The organism is Kribbella sp. NPDC023855 (genome assembly GCF_040639475.1).
Taxonomy (GTDB): Bacteria; Actinomycetota; Actinomycetes; order Propionibacteriales; family Kribbellaceae; genus Kribbella.
This window is the reverse complement of record NZ_JBFAAA010000013.1, coordinates 27,218-43,423: the sequence shown is the minus strand read 5'-3', so window position 1 is coordinate 43,423 and position 16,206 is coordinate 27,218. Positions and strand designations below refer to the sequence as shown.

Sequence of the window (16,206 nt, the reverse complement as noted above, 5' to 3'; positions counted from 1 at the left end):
GTACACCGGAGACGGAGCCGATCGCAGGTTCTCGACATCACCGGGACGACAAATACGTCAGCACTGCCATTACACGCCGGTTGTCGTCCTCCGAAGGGGGCAGGTCGAGCTTGGCGAAGATGTTGTTGGTGTGCTTCGACACGGCCTTCTCGGTGACGAACAGCGCACTGGCGATGGCCGCGTTCGAGCGTCCCTCCGCCATCAGGCCCAGTACTTCGGACTCGCGCGGGGTGAGCCGTCCGATCGGTTCGTCCCGCGTGTTGCGGGCCAGCAACTGGCCGATCACGTCCGGGTCCATCGCCGTACCGCCGGCCGCGACCCGGCGGACCGAGTCGAGGAAGTCGGCCACGTTCGAGACCCGGTCCTTGAGCAGGTAGCCGACCGCGCCACCGCCCCCGGTGAGCAGCTCGCGGGCATACAGCTGCTCGACGTACTGCGACAGCACCAGCACCGGCAGCCCGGGCACTTGCCGGCGGGCCTCGATGGCGGCTTTCAGACCCTCGTCGGTGAAGGTCGGGGGCAGCCGGACGTCGACGACGGCCACGTCCGGCCGGTGCTCGACGAGCGCCGGTACCAGCCGGGGGCCGTTGTCGACGGCTTCCACGACTTCGAAGTCGTGGGCTTCCAGCAGCCGGATCAGGCCGTCCCGGAGGAGGGCGTGATCTTCAGCGATGACGACTCGCAAGGCAACTCCATGATCACGGTGGTCGGCCCGCCGGTCGGGCTGGCCACGGTCAACGTACCGTCGAAGGCGGCCAGCCGCCTTTCGATACCGTACAGACCGCCACCGGGCCGCACCGTCGCGCCTCCGACCCCGTCGTCACCGACGAGGATGTGCAGCCGCTCGTTCTCGTGGGTCAGCTGCACCCAGGCCGTGGTCGCCGCCGCGTGCTTGAGGGCGTTCGCCAGCGCCTCGGCCACCGCGAAGTACGCCGCGGACTCGACCGGCGCCGGCGGCCGGCCGGGCAGATCGATGGTGACGTCCACCTTGAACGGCAGGCTCAGCGCGAGCGCCTTGACCGCGCCTTCCAGACCACGGTCGGCCAGCACCGGCGGGTGGATCCCGCGGACCAGGTCCCGCAGCTCGGACAGCGCCGTACTGGCCGACTCGCGGGCCTCGGTGAGCAGCGCAGCCGCTTGGGCCGGGTCGCGGGCGACCATCTCCTCGGCCATCCCGAGGTTCATGCTGAGCGCCGCCAGCCGGGCCTGCGCGCCGTCGTGCAGGTCGCGCTCGATCCGGCGCAGCTCGGCCGCCTGGGTGTCGACGGTCTCAGCGCGGGAGTCGGCCAACTCACGGACCCGGATCGCCAGTTGGGCGCTCTCGGTCGGGCCGAGCAGCGACTTGCCGACGTACGCCGCGGCCTTCAGCAGCCGCTCACCCGCGCCGAGCCAGATCAGGAAGGCGAACAGGCCGAAGGGGATCATCACGAAACTGGTCGCCACGTTCACCGTGAAGATGCCGCCGAACGGCTCGGTGAAGACGCCGTCCGGGGTGACCCAGACCAGGAACGGGTAGATCAGGTAGAAGATCGAGGCGAGGAACAGGACGGCCGACAGCAGCGTCAGGGTGAAGCCGACCACCGCGTTCACCAGCAGCCAGGCGATGTCGCGCCAGGTCGCCGGGTCGGTCAGCGTGGTTCGCAGCCACATCAGGATGCCGGGCATCGGCGGCTTCTTGTACGGCTTGGGGATCGTGGTGCCGATCAGCCCGGCGTACAGGACGCGGTGGCAGTTGGCGTACCAGCGGACGCACGGGACGAACACGAGCAGCAGCGGGATGCCGACCCAGACCGCGATCAGCGGGACCGCGACGACGTTGAGAACGAAGAAGGCGATGCCGATCTCGGCCATCACTGCCAGGCCGAGCGCGATGAAGGGCTGCGCCAGGCGGGGGAATCGCATCGGCGCCTTCGGTGCCTGCTGCGTGATCGTCATTGCTGTGTCTCCCGGGACATGTGGTGTGGACCAGATCGGTCCGGCACTACCCATCATGACGGAGAGTCAGGCCGGGCTCAGTGGTGTTAGGCCCACTGTCCAGTGGGCACCTGCACCCCGCACAACTCGGGTAGTAGCACTCATGTTTTGGATCGCTTCAGCGACCAGGCTGGATGCACTACGCTGGCCCGCGGCTGAACGCCTAGGCCTCCCACCGCTCTGAGATGAGGACACCGATGGCGCAGCCCATTGCCCTTGCCCCTACCCGCGAACGCACAGCCACGAAGGGCAGCGACTTCGCGCCGTTGCTTCGCGAGATCAAGGACGCAGGGCTGCTGGAGCGCCGTACCGCGTCCTATGTGATTGCGATCACCTTGAACGTGGCACTGCTGGCGGCGACCTGGGCCGGCGTCGTCCTGCTCGGTAACTCCTGGTTGCAGTTGCTGCTCACCATCCCGCTCGCGATCTTCACCACCCGGGCGGCGTTCTTCGGTCACGACGCCGGTCATCAGCAGGTCGGCAGCTCGCGCAAGCTGCACGACGTGCTGGGCATGCTGCACGGCAACTTCGTCTGCGGGATGAGCTACGGCTGGTGGAACGACAAGCACAACCGGCACCACGCCAACCCCAACCACACCGACAAGGACCCCGACGTCGGTGAGGGCGTGCTGGTCTGGACGCTGGAGCAGGCCGAGGGCCGCACCGGTCTGTACGGCTGGCTGACCCGGCACCAGGCGAAGATCTTCTTCCCGCTGCTCACCCTCGAAGGCCTGAACCTGAAGGTGTCGAGCGTGCTGTTCCTGGTCGGCCGCCGCGCCAAGCGCGAGGCCCGCATCGAGCTCGGCCTGATGGCCGCCCACCTGATCCTGTACTTCGGTGCGCTGTTCCTGGTCATGTCGCCCGGCAAGGCGATCGCCTTCGCGGCACTGCACCACGCACTGTTCGGCCTGCACCTGGGCAGCGTCTTCGCCCCGAACCACAAGGGCATGGAGATGCCGGACGCCGACACCAACTGGGGTCACCTGGAGAAGCAGGTGCTGACCTCGCGCAACGTGAAGGGCGGACTCGTCACCGACTGGATGATGGGCGGCCTGAACTACCAGATCGAGCACCACCTGTTCCCGAGCATGCCGCGCGCCAACCTGCGCTTCGCCCAGCCGATCGTCGAGAAGTACTGCGAGCGGATCGGGATGCCGTACCTCAACACCGGCGTGATCGAGTCGTACCGGATGGGCCTCGGCCACATGCACGAGGTCGGCAGCGAACTCCGCGACCAGACCCGCGACCAGCACAAGCCCGCCTGAGCCACAGCCGGTTGACCTCGGCAAGGGTCTTGGGCTCGGGCCGATAGGCTTGGCACTGCCATGGTGTCCCGTAAGAAGAAGCCTTCCAAGCACACGCGGCCGGTCAGTGACCGGCCGTTGCTGGGTGGGCATCAGGCGCGGGAGTCGCGGTCCGACGGGTCGTGGATGGTCCGGCAGGTGAGTGGGTCGGCGGCGGGGAAGTCGTACCGCTGTCCCGGGTGTGACCAGACGATCCTGCCCGCGATGCCGCACGTGGTCGTCTGGCCGGAGACGCCGAGTCTGCTGGCGGCGATCGGTGGGGGACAGTCGCTGGACGAGCGCCGCCACTGGCACACCACCTGCTGGCAACGCCGCCGTTGAGTCGCGAAAGGTCTTGATGAAGCTTCCGGTTACGTCGTACGGCGAGAGTGGCTCGCCGGTCGTCGTCATGCACGGGTTGTTCGGGTCGGGGCGGAACTGGATGACCGCCGCGCGCCGGCTGGCGTCGGCGCATCGGGTGTACGCCTTCGACCTGCGCAACCACGGCTCGTCGCCGCACACCGGCACGATGAGCTATCCCGAGATGGCCGACGACGTGGTCGAGACGATCAACAGTCTCGGCGTCGGCCCGGTCGGGTTGGTCGGACACTCGATGGGCGGCAAAACCGCGATGCTGACCGCGCTGCGGCACCCCGAGGTGGTCGACCGGCTCGTCGTGGTGGACGCCGCGCCGGTCGCCTACCCGCCGGCCTTCGTCGAGTACGCCCGGGCGATGCGCGCGGCCGACCTGTCGAGCATCCAGCGCCGCGCCGAAGTCGATGCCCAGCTGGCCGAAGCGGTCCCGACGCCCGGCACCCGTGCCTTCCTCCTGCAGAACCTCATCCTCGACGACCAAGGCGCCCGCTGGCGCCCGAACCTCCCCGTCATCGAGGCAGCCCTGCCCGCAATCTCCGGCTGGCCCGAAGACGAGAACGGCACGTACGACGGCCCGACGCTGTTCGTGTACGGCGGCAAGTCCGACTACGTCCAGGCAGACCACCGCGACACCATCAAGCGCTACTTCCCCCACGTCCAGTACGCCGAAATCCCCGAAGCCGGCCACTGGGTCCACGCCGAACGCCTAGACGACTTCCTCGCCGCCGTCACCCCGTTCCTCACCTGACCCGCGGCACCACTCAGTCCGCCCGCCGGCGCTTCGTCTTCTTGTACTTGCGGCTCGACCACCACAGGGGGACCGCGCCGCGCTCGTCGCGCGCATCCGGCGGCACGATGAACTTGGGCCGGTTGAACAGCGTCACGCTGAGGTCGACGAGCAGCATCAGCACGAACGCCGTCCCGAGGTACACGGTGAGCCGGTTGGCCAACCGGCTCCCGTCACCGGTGAGGTACTGCTCGAAGAAGCCCGCGATCAGTCCGAGCTCGAGCATCAGCAGGGCCCCCACCGCGGCGGGGATCGAGCGCAGGAAGCCGGCCCGGAAGGCCTCGCTGAACGGCCACCACTTCGCCGTCGCCTCCTCCTTCTGGATGTCGGCCTCCGACCGCCACACCTTCGGCATCAGAACGAGGGATCCCAGGACCAGGAGGCCGAGCAGGACGATCGCGACAAGCAATCCGGTGTCGACGGTGCCCTTGTCCATCCCCAGCCTCCCGGTCCGATGATCCGCTGTCCACTACCTTCGGTGATCGGTCTCAGTCGAACAAGCCGCCGATCGCATCACCCGCGCCTTCGAGCAGGTCGCCGCCGACATCCTGCACGGTGTCGGACACCGATTCGACGGCATCACCGAAGCCCGTATCGAGCAACTTGCTGGCGCCGAACGCGCCGATCCCGGCTCCGACCACCCCGCCGATGAACGCCCCGGCCGCGGTACCCGCACCGGGAATGAACGAACCGATGGCTGCTCCCGCCAGGGCCCCGGCCTTCGCGCCGGCCATCGCGCCGCCGACCTCGATACCGGTCTTCACCCCGGCGGACACCGCCCGGTCACCTTCGGCGAGATGCTTGCCGAAGCTCAGTCCCGCTCCGACCACGCCCAGCCCCCGACCGGCCCAGGTCGCCTTCGGTGACCGCGCCCACCGGCCCAGGTCGCGCATCATGTCGTTGTGGCTGAGTGAGCTGTTGAACTTACCGGCCAGGGACCGGACCCACGACCACTGGTGTTTCATGTGCTTCCCAGCCCAGCTGCCCCAGCCGCCGACCTCGGCCGGCCCGGCCATCGCCGGCCCGAGCACGTAGTCGGACAGGTTGGTGTACTTCTCCCATTCCCCGGCCGGGTACTCCGGGCGTTCCTTCTCCTGCGGTACATCGCCGGTGCCCTGCGAGATGGTGGGCGGTGGCGTCGGCGTCGGCGTGGTCGACCCGCCTCCGCCGCCGTCGGCCAGCAGCATGTGGCCGTCGACCTCGACGAAGCTGACCGGGTTGCCCGCGGCGAGGCCGTAACGGTTGCCGCTCAACGGATCGAGGGTGAGCTTCAGATCGCCCAGGGCGTTGGCGAACATGTCGGCCTGCAGGAAGCGGCCGGTGTCGACGCCGTACCGGCGGGCGCCCATGTCGAGACTGGTGGCTGCCTTGGTGGCCGTCGCCGAGCCGGAGTCGAGCCGTTTGCCCGTGTACCGGTACGGGTTGAGTGGCGCCTTGTCGTTCAGGTCACCCGTGGTCAGCCCTTGCGCGTCGTCGTCGGTCGAGTCCTGCCCGCCGTAGGCGTCGTACCCGTACGACGCCTTGACCTGCCCGGCGTCACCGATCAGCTGGCTGACCGAGCCGTGCACGTCGTGGGAGTAGGTGAACGTGTCGGTCTGGGTGGAGCCGTTCACCGTGTCGGTCATCGAGACCCGGTGCCCGAAGGCGTCGTAGGAGAAGGTCTTCGTCTTCGGGTTCGTGCCGCCGGTCTGCTTCTCCTCGGTGACGTTGTTGGTCAGGCCCTCGAAGGCGAAGTCGGTGGTGCGGGAGTTGGCCGCGTCGCCGGTGTGGTTCTCCTTCTCCTTGGTGAGCCGGTCCAGCGCGTCGTAGGTGTACTCCGCGGAGTCGCTCACCGAGCCCCCGGCGTACTGCCGCTGGCTGCTCAGCCGGTTCAGCGGGTCGTAGCTGTAGTCGGTGATCATCGACGCGCCGCCGTTCGGGCAGCTCGCCTGCGCGCCGAGGGTGACGCAGTCCATGTTGCCGTAGTCGTCGTAGCGGTAGTCGGCTGTCTGGGTGCTACCGGCCGCCTGCAGCTTCTTGATCTGGTTGGACTCGTAGAACTTGCTGATCGTGTCGCCGTCGTCGGACTCGGTCGTCACGTTGCCGCCGCGGATGGTGTTGTCGGTGATCAGCATGGCCGGCTGGTCGAGGGTGTACCGCGCGACGTTGCCTTCCTTCTTCTGGTGCTTGACCACCTTGCCGCGCGGGTCGTAGTCCCAGTCCTGCAGGCAGGGGGTGGTACCGACACAGGTGGTGACGCCGGTCTTGCCCTCGGCCCGTTCCAGGATGAACCGGTCGGTGGTGCGGTTGCCGTTCTCGTACCGGGTCCCCTCGAAGTACCCGACGTCGTGCGACTCGGTCACTCGGCTGGAACCGTCGTCCTTGAAGGCCAGCGTCTTCAGGTCGGCCAGCTTGCCGTTGTCGAAGTGCTTCCAGGTACTGCGCTGCCGCTGCTTCCAGGTGGACACGTCCGCGGTGCAGCCGGTCTTGGCCTTGAAGATGTCGCGCTGCTTCTCCCAGCCGGTAGCCCAGTAGTCGTTGACGATGCGCTGGTCGTCCTTGCAGGTGTCGTCGGTGCCCAGGTCGCGCTGGTCGGTGAGCCAGTCGGCGCCGTCGTAGCTCAGCACGTGCCGGCGCGGGGCCTTGGTCTGAGCACCGGTGGAGGCGGACTCTTCGCCGTTCTCCAGCCGCTCGGCGACGTTGCCGTTCAGGTCGTAGCCGTACTGGCTGAACTTCCAGGTGGTCGCGTTCTCCTTGCGGTGCTTGACCTTCTCCGGCTGGTCGAACCCGGTCCAGGTCGCCACGGTCTCCATCGGGCTGTCGTTGGCATCCGTCACGCCGGAGGCGTCGAAGCCCCGCAGGATGTTGTTGCCGGCGTCGTAGCTGTAGGTGCTGTCGTTGCCGTCCCGGTCCGTCCGGGTCTTCAGCGTGCCGTCGAGGAAGTAGTCCCAGCGCATCTCCCGCTCGAGGTCGGGGGTACCCGGCTGGCTCTTCTTCTCCGGCGTCTTGAGTTGCTGCCAGCCCTGGGCGAAGTAGTCGAAGATCTCGAGCGGGTCGGTCGGCTTCTTGGTCGAGCGGATCCAGCCCGGGTCGAAGTACGTCATCTTGGTCTTCGCCGTGTCGCCGACCGCGGCGGAATCGGCGGTGGTGACCGGGAAGGAGGTCCAGGCCAGGTTGCCGTTCGCGTCGTAGGCACGGTGCACGTACTGCTTCTCCGGCTCCGCGTTGCTGTACGGCTGGGTGGTCCGCACCAGCCGGTCGACCGGGTCGTAGTCGTTGACGGTGACGTACTCGGTGAAGGTGGACTCCGTGTACGTCGAGGGCCGTCCGGCCGCGTCGAAGGCTCGCGGCGGTACGGTCTTGGTCTTGTTCCGGTTGGCGTCGTAGAAGATCAGCGAGGTGATCGTCTTGCCGTTGGCAGCGTCCAGGTTCTGGTCGGCCCGGACGGGCAGGTCCCGGACGTCGTAGCTGGTGACGGTCTTGTTCACCCGGCCGCTCTCGATATCGGCCTCGCGGACGGTGACGTTCCCGTGCGTGTCGTACGTCGTGCGGTTCGCATGCCCGAGCGGGTCGGTCTGGGAGACGGGCCGGTGGGCGGCGTCGTAGGTGTAACGGGTGGTGAACGCCTGCGCGGCGGTTGCCGGGCAGGTCAGGCTGGTCAGGTTGGCCCGCGGTGAGGTGACCGAGCGCAGGTCGCCCGCGAGGTCGTAGCACAGCCAGGTCACCCGTGGCGCGTCCGCGGTCTTGCCGGTCTCGGCCTGCTTGATTACCCGGTCCAGAACGTCATACGTGTACTGCGTGCTGTGGTCGAGCGGGTCGGTCGCCTCGGCGGTCAGCACTCCCTTCGGCTTGGTCTGCTCGACCAGCCGGCCCGCGTCGTCGTACTGGTACTCCGTGCGCTCGCCCAGTGGGTCCACGCTCTTGTCCGGGTTCGCCTGGACGAGCAGCCGGTCCATCGCGTCGTACGAGCCGGTCCGTACGCCGGCGTTCTCGTCGTCGTCGACGAAGCCGCCGAAGTGCGGTTCGACCTGGCGGGTGATGTTGTCGTTCGGGTCGAAGGTGGCCGACGACCAGATCAGCCGGCCGCGGTCCAGGGCGGTGGACTTCGGCGCGCTCTGCCGGCCCATCCGGTGAAAGGCGTCGTAGTCGAAGTACGTCCGGTACGCCCGGTCGTCGGTACCGCTCGCGGTCTGGTGGTTCGGGTCCTGGACCCACCGCAGTTGCCCGTCGACGTCGTACCCGAGTGTGGTGACCCGCAGGCCCGCCTCGTCGATCCGCGACGGCTGGCCGGACGGGTCGTAGGCGTAGCTGATCGGTCCGCCGCGGGGCCGGTCGACCCGGGCCACTGTGCCGGGCGCGGACGATCCGGCCAGGTTCCAGGTGTAGCGGGTCTCGAAGCCCGCTGGGTCACGCATCACGACCGGGTTGCCGGCTGTGTCGTTGGTCCAGGTCGTCTGGTGTGTGCTGCCCTTCGGCGGGACATGCTTGGTCAGCAGACCCCAGTGACCGGCCGCATCGCGGGTGTCGAGCTTGCGGTACTCGTACTCGAGCGTGCTGACCGCGCCGACCTGGTCGCGCTTGGTCCGCAGGTAGCCGTTGTGGTCGTAGGTGAAGGCCTCGTACGCGCCGGTCGGTTCGGTCACCTGGGCGACCTTGTGATCGGTCGTCCAGCTGATCGCGGTGGATTCCTCGTTCGGGTTGGTGATCCTGGTCGGCCGGCCCAGCGTGTCGTAGGCGTAGTCGGTGTCCCGGGCCAGCGGCGCGTTCACCGTGGTGATCCGGCTGGTCAGGTTGTAGCCGAAGGTCGTGGTCTTCGCCGAGCGGTTCGTCCGGCTCTTCAGCTTCCAGCGCAGGTGGGCGCCCTCGGACGGGCCGTAGTACGCGAACGTGGTCTCCGCGCCCCGCGGGTCGCGGATGCTGAACAGCCGGGTGGACTGGCTGGGGGTGTGCGGATCCGGGTTCACCCGGGCGGCCGGGTCGGGGATCGCCGGGCCGGTTCCGTTCGGCACGGTGTAGGTGAACACCACCGACCGGTCGGCCAGCGGCGCCCCGTTGGCCTGGGTGCCGCCGCGCTGCACGATCCGCAGCAGGTTGCCGTCGTGGTAGTACTCGAAGTCCAGTACGGACCGCGAGTGGTCGTAGATCCGCTGGATCTTGCCCCGGACGTGCGCCTTCTTGGCCTCGTCCTTGCTGTAGTAGTCGATCTCGAAGAACCGGCCGCCCGCGTCGTGCACCTTGACGATCCGGCGCTTCGGGCCACCGGGGTCTTCGCCCGGTGGGGTGTCCTGCAGCTCGAAGCGCAACTCGTTGCCGTTGCGATCCGTCACGTAGGTGGGGTATCCGTCGGTGTCGAACCAGAAGGTGACGTTGTCCGGCCGGGTCAGGGCCCAGTGCTTGACCGGGTCGGTGGTGGACCGCAGATACAGGTTGACGCCCGCGGGCTCGGTCCAGGTGGTCGTGCCGTCGGCGTTCGTCGTACCCGTGAACTGGTGCGTGGTGCCGTCACCATCGGTCAGTACGACGTACTTGCGCGACTTGCCGGTCAACTCGTCGGCCTTGTTCGGGTGGATGTCCAGGCCGTAGCCCCAGCGGGTCAGGCCGGAGATCGCCAACGAGACGTTGTTGCCGGCCGGCGACTCGGAGTGGTCCTCGAGGGAGTTGTAGGTCAGGTCCAGCATGGTGGCCAGGCCCCGGCCGGGCGCGTAGAACGGCGACCACCGCCACAACATGTTGCCGTTAGCAACGTTTGTCATCACGTTCAGGCCCGCACCGGCCGGCTCACCCTCGTACTGCCAGTACTTCTCCAGCCCGAGCGCACCCTCGAGCCGCTTCTCGACGATCACCGGGTTGTCGACCGGCTTGTTGCCGCGTCCGGCGTACCACTTGTTCAGCGTGGTGGCGTTGCGGTCGTAGATGTCGAACCGCAGCCGGACCTGGCTGAGGTCGGTGCCGAGCGGCATCGCCGGCGGCTCCACCGTCACCGGGATGCGCTTGCTCTGCCCGGGTTGCACGGTCTGCGGGAAGTAGTCGGTGCCCGGCCCCTCGAACAGGACCACACCGTCGTTGGTGTACCAGCGGTACCACAGAGCCAGATCCGTGCCGCCCGTGTTCCGCCACGTCAGCGCGCTGTTGTTGGTGACGGTGACGTCGGCCTGGAACGCGTTGGCCGACACCATGTCCGGCGGCGGTGGAACCTCGTCGATCACGGACGGACCGGACTTGGAGGTTTGTGAGGTGCCCTCCTGGTACTCCAGCGTGCTGTCCACCGGAGCACTCGCGAGGTCCTTCGTGCCGGTCGTTCCGGTGCCCGGATCCACCGACGTCATGGCCAGCTCGTTGGACAGCAGCGTCGGCGGGATGGCGAAGGCGTCGTCGCCGTTGCCCAGGACGTTCAGGTCGTACGACGCCTGGTACGCCGTGCCGGCCGTGTTCGCCACAGTGACACCGACCACGGTCGACTCCCGCACCCGTCCGCCCGCGTCGTACGCGCGCACCTTGAGCGAGTGCGGACCGTCGTACGCCGGGGTCAGCACGTCCAGGGTGTTCCAGCTGGCCGACCAGGGCGCCACGGTGTCGGTGAAGAAGACCTGGTCGTCCGACAGGAACTCGACCTTCGTCACGCCGACGTCATCGGTGGCCGAAGCGCCCACTGTCACCGTGCCGCTGACGGTACCTCCGGTCCCCGGTGAGGTGATCGTGGCCGCCGACGGCGCTGCCGAGTTGTCGACCAGGATGCTGCTGCCGGCGGAGGTGGTCACGTTGCCGGCATCGTCGGTCGCCCGGACCGTGACGCTGTGGTTGCCGGCGGCGGCGGTGGTCGAGTTCCAGGTGACCGTCCAGGGGGCGGCCGTGTCGGTCGCGACGACGGCGCCGTCGACGAGGAACTCGACCTTGTCGACCCGGCGGTCGTCTCCGGCCGCGGCGCTGAGGACGGCCGCGGTACCAGCGACCAGCTGGCCGGCTGCCGGCTCGGAGACCACTGCGCGGGGAGCCCGCGCGGTCGTGCCGTCGGTGTAGCTCAGTTGCAGCTTGGGGCGTTCGGCCGCCACCGAGTGGTCGTCGCTGCGGTAGTCGAAGTACGCCTGGACCGTGGGGAGCGTCTCGGCGGCGGTCTTCAGCATCAGCCCGTGGTTCGGCGTACCGGAGACCCACTTCTGGACCAGCGACGTGACCGCGAAGTTGTCGACGCCGGCTGCCGAGCGCGACTTGGCCGCTACGGACGCGCTGATCGCCGCGTCGAAGGCGCTGCCGCCGGCGGCCCACTTCACCCCGCTCTGGGTCTCGTTCCAGGTCACGCCGGTGCCGTTGCACTGCCCCGTGCCGGTGCCCTCGATCCAGGGTTGCTTGACGCGATGGACGTTCACCTGCCCGACGGTGGAGGTGGTGGCGGCGTAGTTGAGGACCAGCGCCGCGCTGCTGACGGTCGCAGTCGGCGGGATGTCGCGTAGGTCGAACCGCAGTACCGGCCGGTGGACCACGCCGTTGGTGGCAGGTCCGGTCCGCAGCCAGCCCGCGCTGCCGTAGTTGTAGTCGTTGTAGCAGGCGGCCGGAGTGGTGGTGTCCTGCGCGACGTAGGAAGCCTCGCCGGACAAGGTCTTGTCGGTCCTTCCCGCGACGGGCAAGGTCACCCGCTGTTCGCCCGACACGAGGGAGCCGACCACGATCCTGTACGAGAAGGCTGTCGCGGGCTTGGCTGTTGTGTCTCGGTACCGGGTCGTGCCGACGTCACCGATCGTGGTCAGCAGGGTCGCCGCCGACGGGGTGAAACCTGCCGTCGACGAGCGATGCACCTGGTATCCGGTGAACGGTGCGGTGGCGTCGGCGACGTAGCGGCTCCAGGCCAGCTCCGCGCCGTCGCTGTGCCGGGTGGCCGGCGCCTCCAGGCTGACCGCGACCGCGGCGTACGCCCTCGGCGGGGCGGTCAGGACAGGCAAGCCCGCGCTGCCCACTGTGCTGAGCAACAGCGCCCCCAGCACCATTCCCACTGACATCCGGAACCATCGCACGGCGGACATGCCCCACCCCTTTCCCGCTGACCAGGTCGCGGCCCACGCTGTCCGGGTTGGCGTCGCCGGGGAAGCGGTCCAGTCCGGCACTGGGCGACCCGACGGCGACGGAATCCGACAAATTGCCGACGACTCCCGGCGGCCGGACGACGCTGTCCGTGCTGTCACCAACACGCCACGGGGTGGTTTGTGATCCAGTTGAGACATAACGTGTGCCCAGAGCAAAGGATTTCGTCGACCTGGCGCTGGGGGGAACGCGGTGCGCCGAACTCAAGGGGAGCAGTCCTGGCGGGACCACAACCGAATCCGGATCATCGTCCTGCACGACAAACCGGAGGCCGCGCTCGGCCTGGTCGAGACGCTGGGCTTCGTCGATCTGCTGCCACTACTCGCGGTGACGCCGGAGCACGCCGAGCGGCTGGCCGACTGTGACGTCGAGGGCATCCTCCGCCTTCAGTCGGGGGCTGCGGAGCTCAGCCTGGAAGACACCGGGCGTCCGCTGTTGCGCCGCTGGTCTCTGAACGGCCAGTCGGACATCCAGATCGCGTTGACCGTGCGTGACCTGATGCTGAAGGCGGGCCGGAGGCGTTCGATGGTGTGGGGCCCGCTGGAGATCCATCCCCGGCTCTTCCGTGCCTCCTGGCTGGGCAAACCGCTGCAACTGTCGCCTTTGCAGCTCCGGCTGATGACCCTGCTGGTCGCCGCCGAGGGCGAGGTGGTCACCCGGCAGCAGATCGCGGCCCGGGTGTTCGGCGACAGTTTCGATCGCTCGGGAGACCGGCTGGACGCCCACGTCCGCCGCCTGCGTCAGTTACTCGAGGAAGACCCGGCCCATCCGCGGTTCCTGCTCACCGTCCGGGGTGAAGGCCTCCGGCTCGGCGACGTGAGCGAGGAGTCGGACCCTCCGTCGGCAAGCGCCAGCCTGTAATCGGTTGACCTTCTGGCGGCTGGATCGGTAAATTTCCTACCCAGATCCTGTGGGAGGAGGCACCCGGTGATCCGCACGTTCGCCATCGGGGACGGCCCGCGGCTGGTTGAGGCTTGGGTGGCGGCGGCGCCGGGGGACCCGATCGGGTACGAGCGTTTCCGCGATCTCGTTCTGCTCGACCGGAACTTCGATCCTGCTGGTCTGCAGATTGCCGGATCCGACGGTCAGCTTGTCGGTGCGGCCTATGCGGTACGCCGCTTGGTTGCCGCTTCCGGCAGCGACCTTGAGCCCGGCACCGGCTGGATTCTCTTCTTCTTCGTGCATCCCGAGCAACAAGGCCGCGGGCTTGGTCGCGAATTGGTGTCCAAGGCAATGAATTGGCTCGCGGCTCAGGGGTGTGCCGAGGTGTATTTCTCCTCCTACACGCCCAACTACTTTCTGCCCGGCCTCGATGTTCAGCGCTACCCGGCGGCCCTCGCGCTGATGGAGGGGCTTGGCTTTCAGACGCAGTACGAGGCGGTTGCGATGGATCGCAGTCTGGTGGGCTACGAGTTTCCGGCTGAGGTCCGCGGTCGCATGAGCGCGCTGGAACAGGAAGGCTTCCGGTTCGGTACTCCGACCGGCGACGAACTCACCGAGGTCATCTCCGTCGCGGCCACCTTCAACCCCGACTGGGCCCGGGCGATTCGGGAGGCGGTGGTGGCTGGGTTGCCGCTGGATCGGATCGTCGTCGCGTTCGCGCCCGACAAGAGCGTGCTCGGCTGGGCGATGCACGGTACGTACGAAGGTGTGCTGGAGCGCTTCGGCCCGTTCGGCGTACTGCCGGCCAGCCGCGGCACAGGTCTCGGCAAGGTGCTGCTGCACCTGACCCTGCAACGGATGACCGGTCTTGGCGCGCACAGTGCCTGGTTCCTGTGGACGGGCGAGCAGTCCGCGGCCGGGCAGCTCTACCTCAAGACCGGATTCACGATCACCCGCAAGTTCGCCATCCGCCGGGCCCAGCTGGACCCGGCGCAAGGAGCCTGGTAGATGAACAGATCGGTAGTTGCCTTCGGCGCACATATCGGCGACATGGACCTCACCGCGGGTCCGACGCTGGCCAAGTTCGTGCTGGAGGGTGCGAACGTGACGATGGTCGCGCTCACCGCCGGCGAACGCGGCCACCCGCGGCTGTCGCCGGCGGAGTACAAGGTGCAGAAGCTGGCCGAGGGGGAGGCGTTCGCCACGGCGATCGGGGCCGACTTCATCGCGCTCGAGCACAGCGACGGCTTCCTGCCGGACACCGACGAGGTGGCGCTGGAGCTGGCGTCGATCATCCGGGACAAGCAGCCGGACACGGTCATCACGCACTGGAAGCACAGCATCCACCGCGACCACGAGTACGCCGCGAAGCTGGTCGGGCGGGCCCGCTTCCTCGCCGCGCTGCCGATGGAGCACGAGTTGCCCAGGCATTCGGTCCGGACGTTCCTGCACGCGGAGAACTGGGAGGACATGGAGGGCTTCGAGCCGTCCAGCTACGTGCCGATCCCGGACGACGCGTTCTACCGCTGGGTGAGCGCGATCCGGCACCAGGCCTTCGCTCGCGGGGAGACCTACGGCTTCCGCTACATCGACTACTACACCGCGCTGATGACGATGCGGGGCTGCCTGGCCGGCTATCCCCGCGCCTGCGCTTTCGCCGACCGTCGCGGACCCGAGGTGACGAAGCTCGCCGGTCCCTAGTGCAAGGGGGCTAGCTCTACACTCGTGGTGGGGGAATCCACGATCGGGCTGGGGAGAAAACTTCCTGGGGTACGGCGCTGCGGCCAAGTAAGGTGAGACTTACTCATGGTCAGACCGACCGAAGCTGATCAGCGGCCTGGGGCGGGGGGAAATCGTCATCATGCGAGGGTGCGGTAACCGGATCGGGGCGAGCCGGGCGGCTTGGTCATGACCGCCACCGGTACGCCGCCGTGGCGGCGGTTCAGGCGTGGGATCCGCCGGCCGTTCTCGGTCGAACGGCGGCTGGTCGAGCACGTCGACCGGCTGGCCGAGGAGCATCCGCCCATCCCGGTGGACAGTGCCGACTACTCGATGGCGCAGCCGCAGGTGCTGGCCAAGCAGTTCGGTCCGGTGCTGACCTACATGTCGCGGGTGGAGCTGGAGGTCGAGCGGAACGTTCTCGAGCTCAACTTGCTGCTCCCGGATCCGCCGCCGATCGACCGGCACTTCTACGCCGACGTCTGGCTGCCGCAGGAGACGCACCACGGGCTGCTGCTCGATCGGCTGCAGTCGCTGGCCGGCCTGCCACCGGCAACGCCTGACCTCACCCATGTGTCGTTCAGCTTCCGGGTGCTCGGTGCGCTCGGCCGCTGGCACGCAGTACAGGACGTGAGCCGGATGATGTACTACCTGACCGGCGTGGCCACCGAGCAGTCGGCCATCCTGGCGTACAACAGGCTGCATCAGGGCTTGCTGGATCTCGGTGAGCGGGCGATCGCGTCGAGCATCATCGCGCCGATCCGGCGCCAGGAGCCGGGGCACTTCGCCTACTACAAGATCGCCGCGCAGGGCTTGTGGACCGAGCTGGCGCACTGGCAGAAGTGGCTGGTCAGGACGTTGCGGCGGCACACGTTCGAGCCGGTCGGCGCCTACACCAAGAAGCAGTGGGCCGAGTTCGGCGACGTGATGCACCACCTGGGCATCACGACGAACGGCGATGCCGGCATCACCCGGTACGCCCAGCAGATCGGCCGGGTCGAGCTCGAACTGCTCTGGGCCCAACGGCAGGGTCTGCGCGTACCGACGTACGTGCTGGACTCGCTGAGGTCGGCCGCCCGCCTCGCTGCTTCCGATCGTCGCCCCTGAAACGCAGTGACGCCCGAAGACTCTTCG

The 16,206-nt window shown here is 68.1% G+C and carries 11 protein-coding genes; 7 read left to right on the top strand and 4 right to left on the bottom strand.

Annotated elements, in window-relative coordinates:
* Positions 1 to 37 precede the first annotated feature (37 nt).
* A complete protein-coding gene (locus tag AB0F51_RS32960; protein WP_360286132.1) occupies positions 38 to 685 on the bottom strand; it encodes a response regulator transcription factor in 648 nt (215 codons plus the stop codon).
* On the bottom strand, positions 637 to 1,935 hold the full coding sequence (locus tag AB0F51_RS32955) for a sensor histidine kinase (RefSeq protein ID WP_360286131.1): 1,299 nt from the start codon (positions 1,933 to 1,935) through the stop codon (positions 637 to 639). The genes AB0F51_RS32960 and AB0F51_RS32955 overlap by 49 nt, the downstream gene beginning before the upstream one ends.
* Before the next feature lie 236 nt (positions 1,936 to 2,171).
* Between AB0F51_RS32955 and AB0F51_RS32950 the strand changes: the two genes are divergently transcribed.
* From AB0F51_RS32950 to AB0F51_RS32940, 3 genes are read left to right on the top strand one after another with little or no spacing between them, the layout of a single operon-like run.
* Positions 2,172 to 3,239, top strand: coding sequence for an acyl-CoA desaturase (locus AB0F51_RS32950; protein WP_360286130.1), 1,068 nt, complete (start codon positions 2,172 to 2,174; stop codon positions 3,237 to 3,239).
* 60 nt (positions 3,240 to 3,299) lie between these two features.
* Positions 3,300 to 3,599, top strand: a complete 300-nt coding sequence (locus tag AB0F51_RS32945) for a hypothetical protein (RefSeq protein ID WP_360286129.1) — start codon at positions 3,300 to 3,302, stop codon at positions 3,597 to 3,599.
* Between the two features lie 16 nt (positions 3,600 to 3,615).
* The gene (locus tag AB0F51_RS32940; RefSeq protein ID WP_360286128.1) at positions 3,616 to 4,380 is read left to right on the top strand and encodes an alpha/beta fold hydrolase; all 765 of its coding nucleotides are present in this window, start codon (positions 3,616 to 3,618) and stop codon (positions 4,378 to 4,380) included.
* A 13-nt stretch (positions 4,381 to 4,393) separates the two neighbouring features.
* On the opposite strand, the gene AB0F51_RS32935 is transcribed toward AB0F51_RS32940, so the two are convergent.
* Positions 4,394 to 4,855, bottom strand: coding sequence for a hypothetical protein (locus AB0F51_RS32935; RefSeq protein WP_360286127.1), 462 nt, complete (start codon positions 4,853 to 4,855; stop codon positions 4,394 to 4,396).
* A gap of 52 nt (positions 4,856 to 4,907) precedes the next feature.
* Entirely contained in the window at positions 4,908 to 12,413 is a 7,506-nt protein-coding gene (locus AB0F51_RS32930; RefSeq protein ID WP_360286126.1) for an Ig-like domain-containing protein, read from the bottom strand.
* A gap of 250 nt (positions 12,414 to 12,663) precedes the next feature.
* Between AB0F51_RS32930 and AB0F51_RS32925 the strand changes: the two genes are divergently transcribed.
* The 4 genes from AB0F51_RS32925 to AB0F51_RS32910 all read left to right on the top strand — a co-directional run bounded on the left by AB0F51_RS32925 (position 12,664) and on the right by AB0F51_RS32910 (position 16,179).
* Positions 12,664 to 13,332, top strand: coding sequence for a winged helix-turn-helix domain-containing protein (locus tag AB0F51_RS32925; protein WP_360286125.1), 669 nt, complete (start codon positions 12,664 to 12,666; stop codon positions 13,330 to 13,332).
* Positions 13,333 to 13,398: 66 nt separating this feature from the next.
* The gene (locus AB0F51_RS32920) at positions 13,399 to 14,361 is read left to right on the top strand and encodes a GNAT family N-acetyltransferase (RefSeq protein WP_360286123.1); all 963 of its coding nucleotides are present in this window, start codon (positions 13,399 to 13,401) and stop codon (positions 14,359 to 14,361) included.
* Positions 14,362 to 15,054, top strand: a complete 693-nt coding sequence (locus AB0F51_RS32915; RefSeq protein ID WP_360286122.1) for a PIG-L family deacetylase — start codon at positions 14,362 to 14,364, stop codon at positions 15,052 to 15,054. It abuts the gene before it with no gap.
* Positions 15,055 to 15,261: 207 nt separating this feature from the next.
* Positions 15,262 to 16,179, top strand: coding sequence for a GTP-binding protein LepA (locus AB0F51_RS32910; RefSeq protein WP_360286121.1), 918 nt, complete (start codon positions 15,262 to 15,264; stop codon positions 16,177 to 16,179).
* Positions 16,180 to 16,206: the final 27 nt, after the last annotated feature.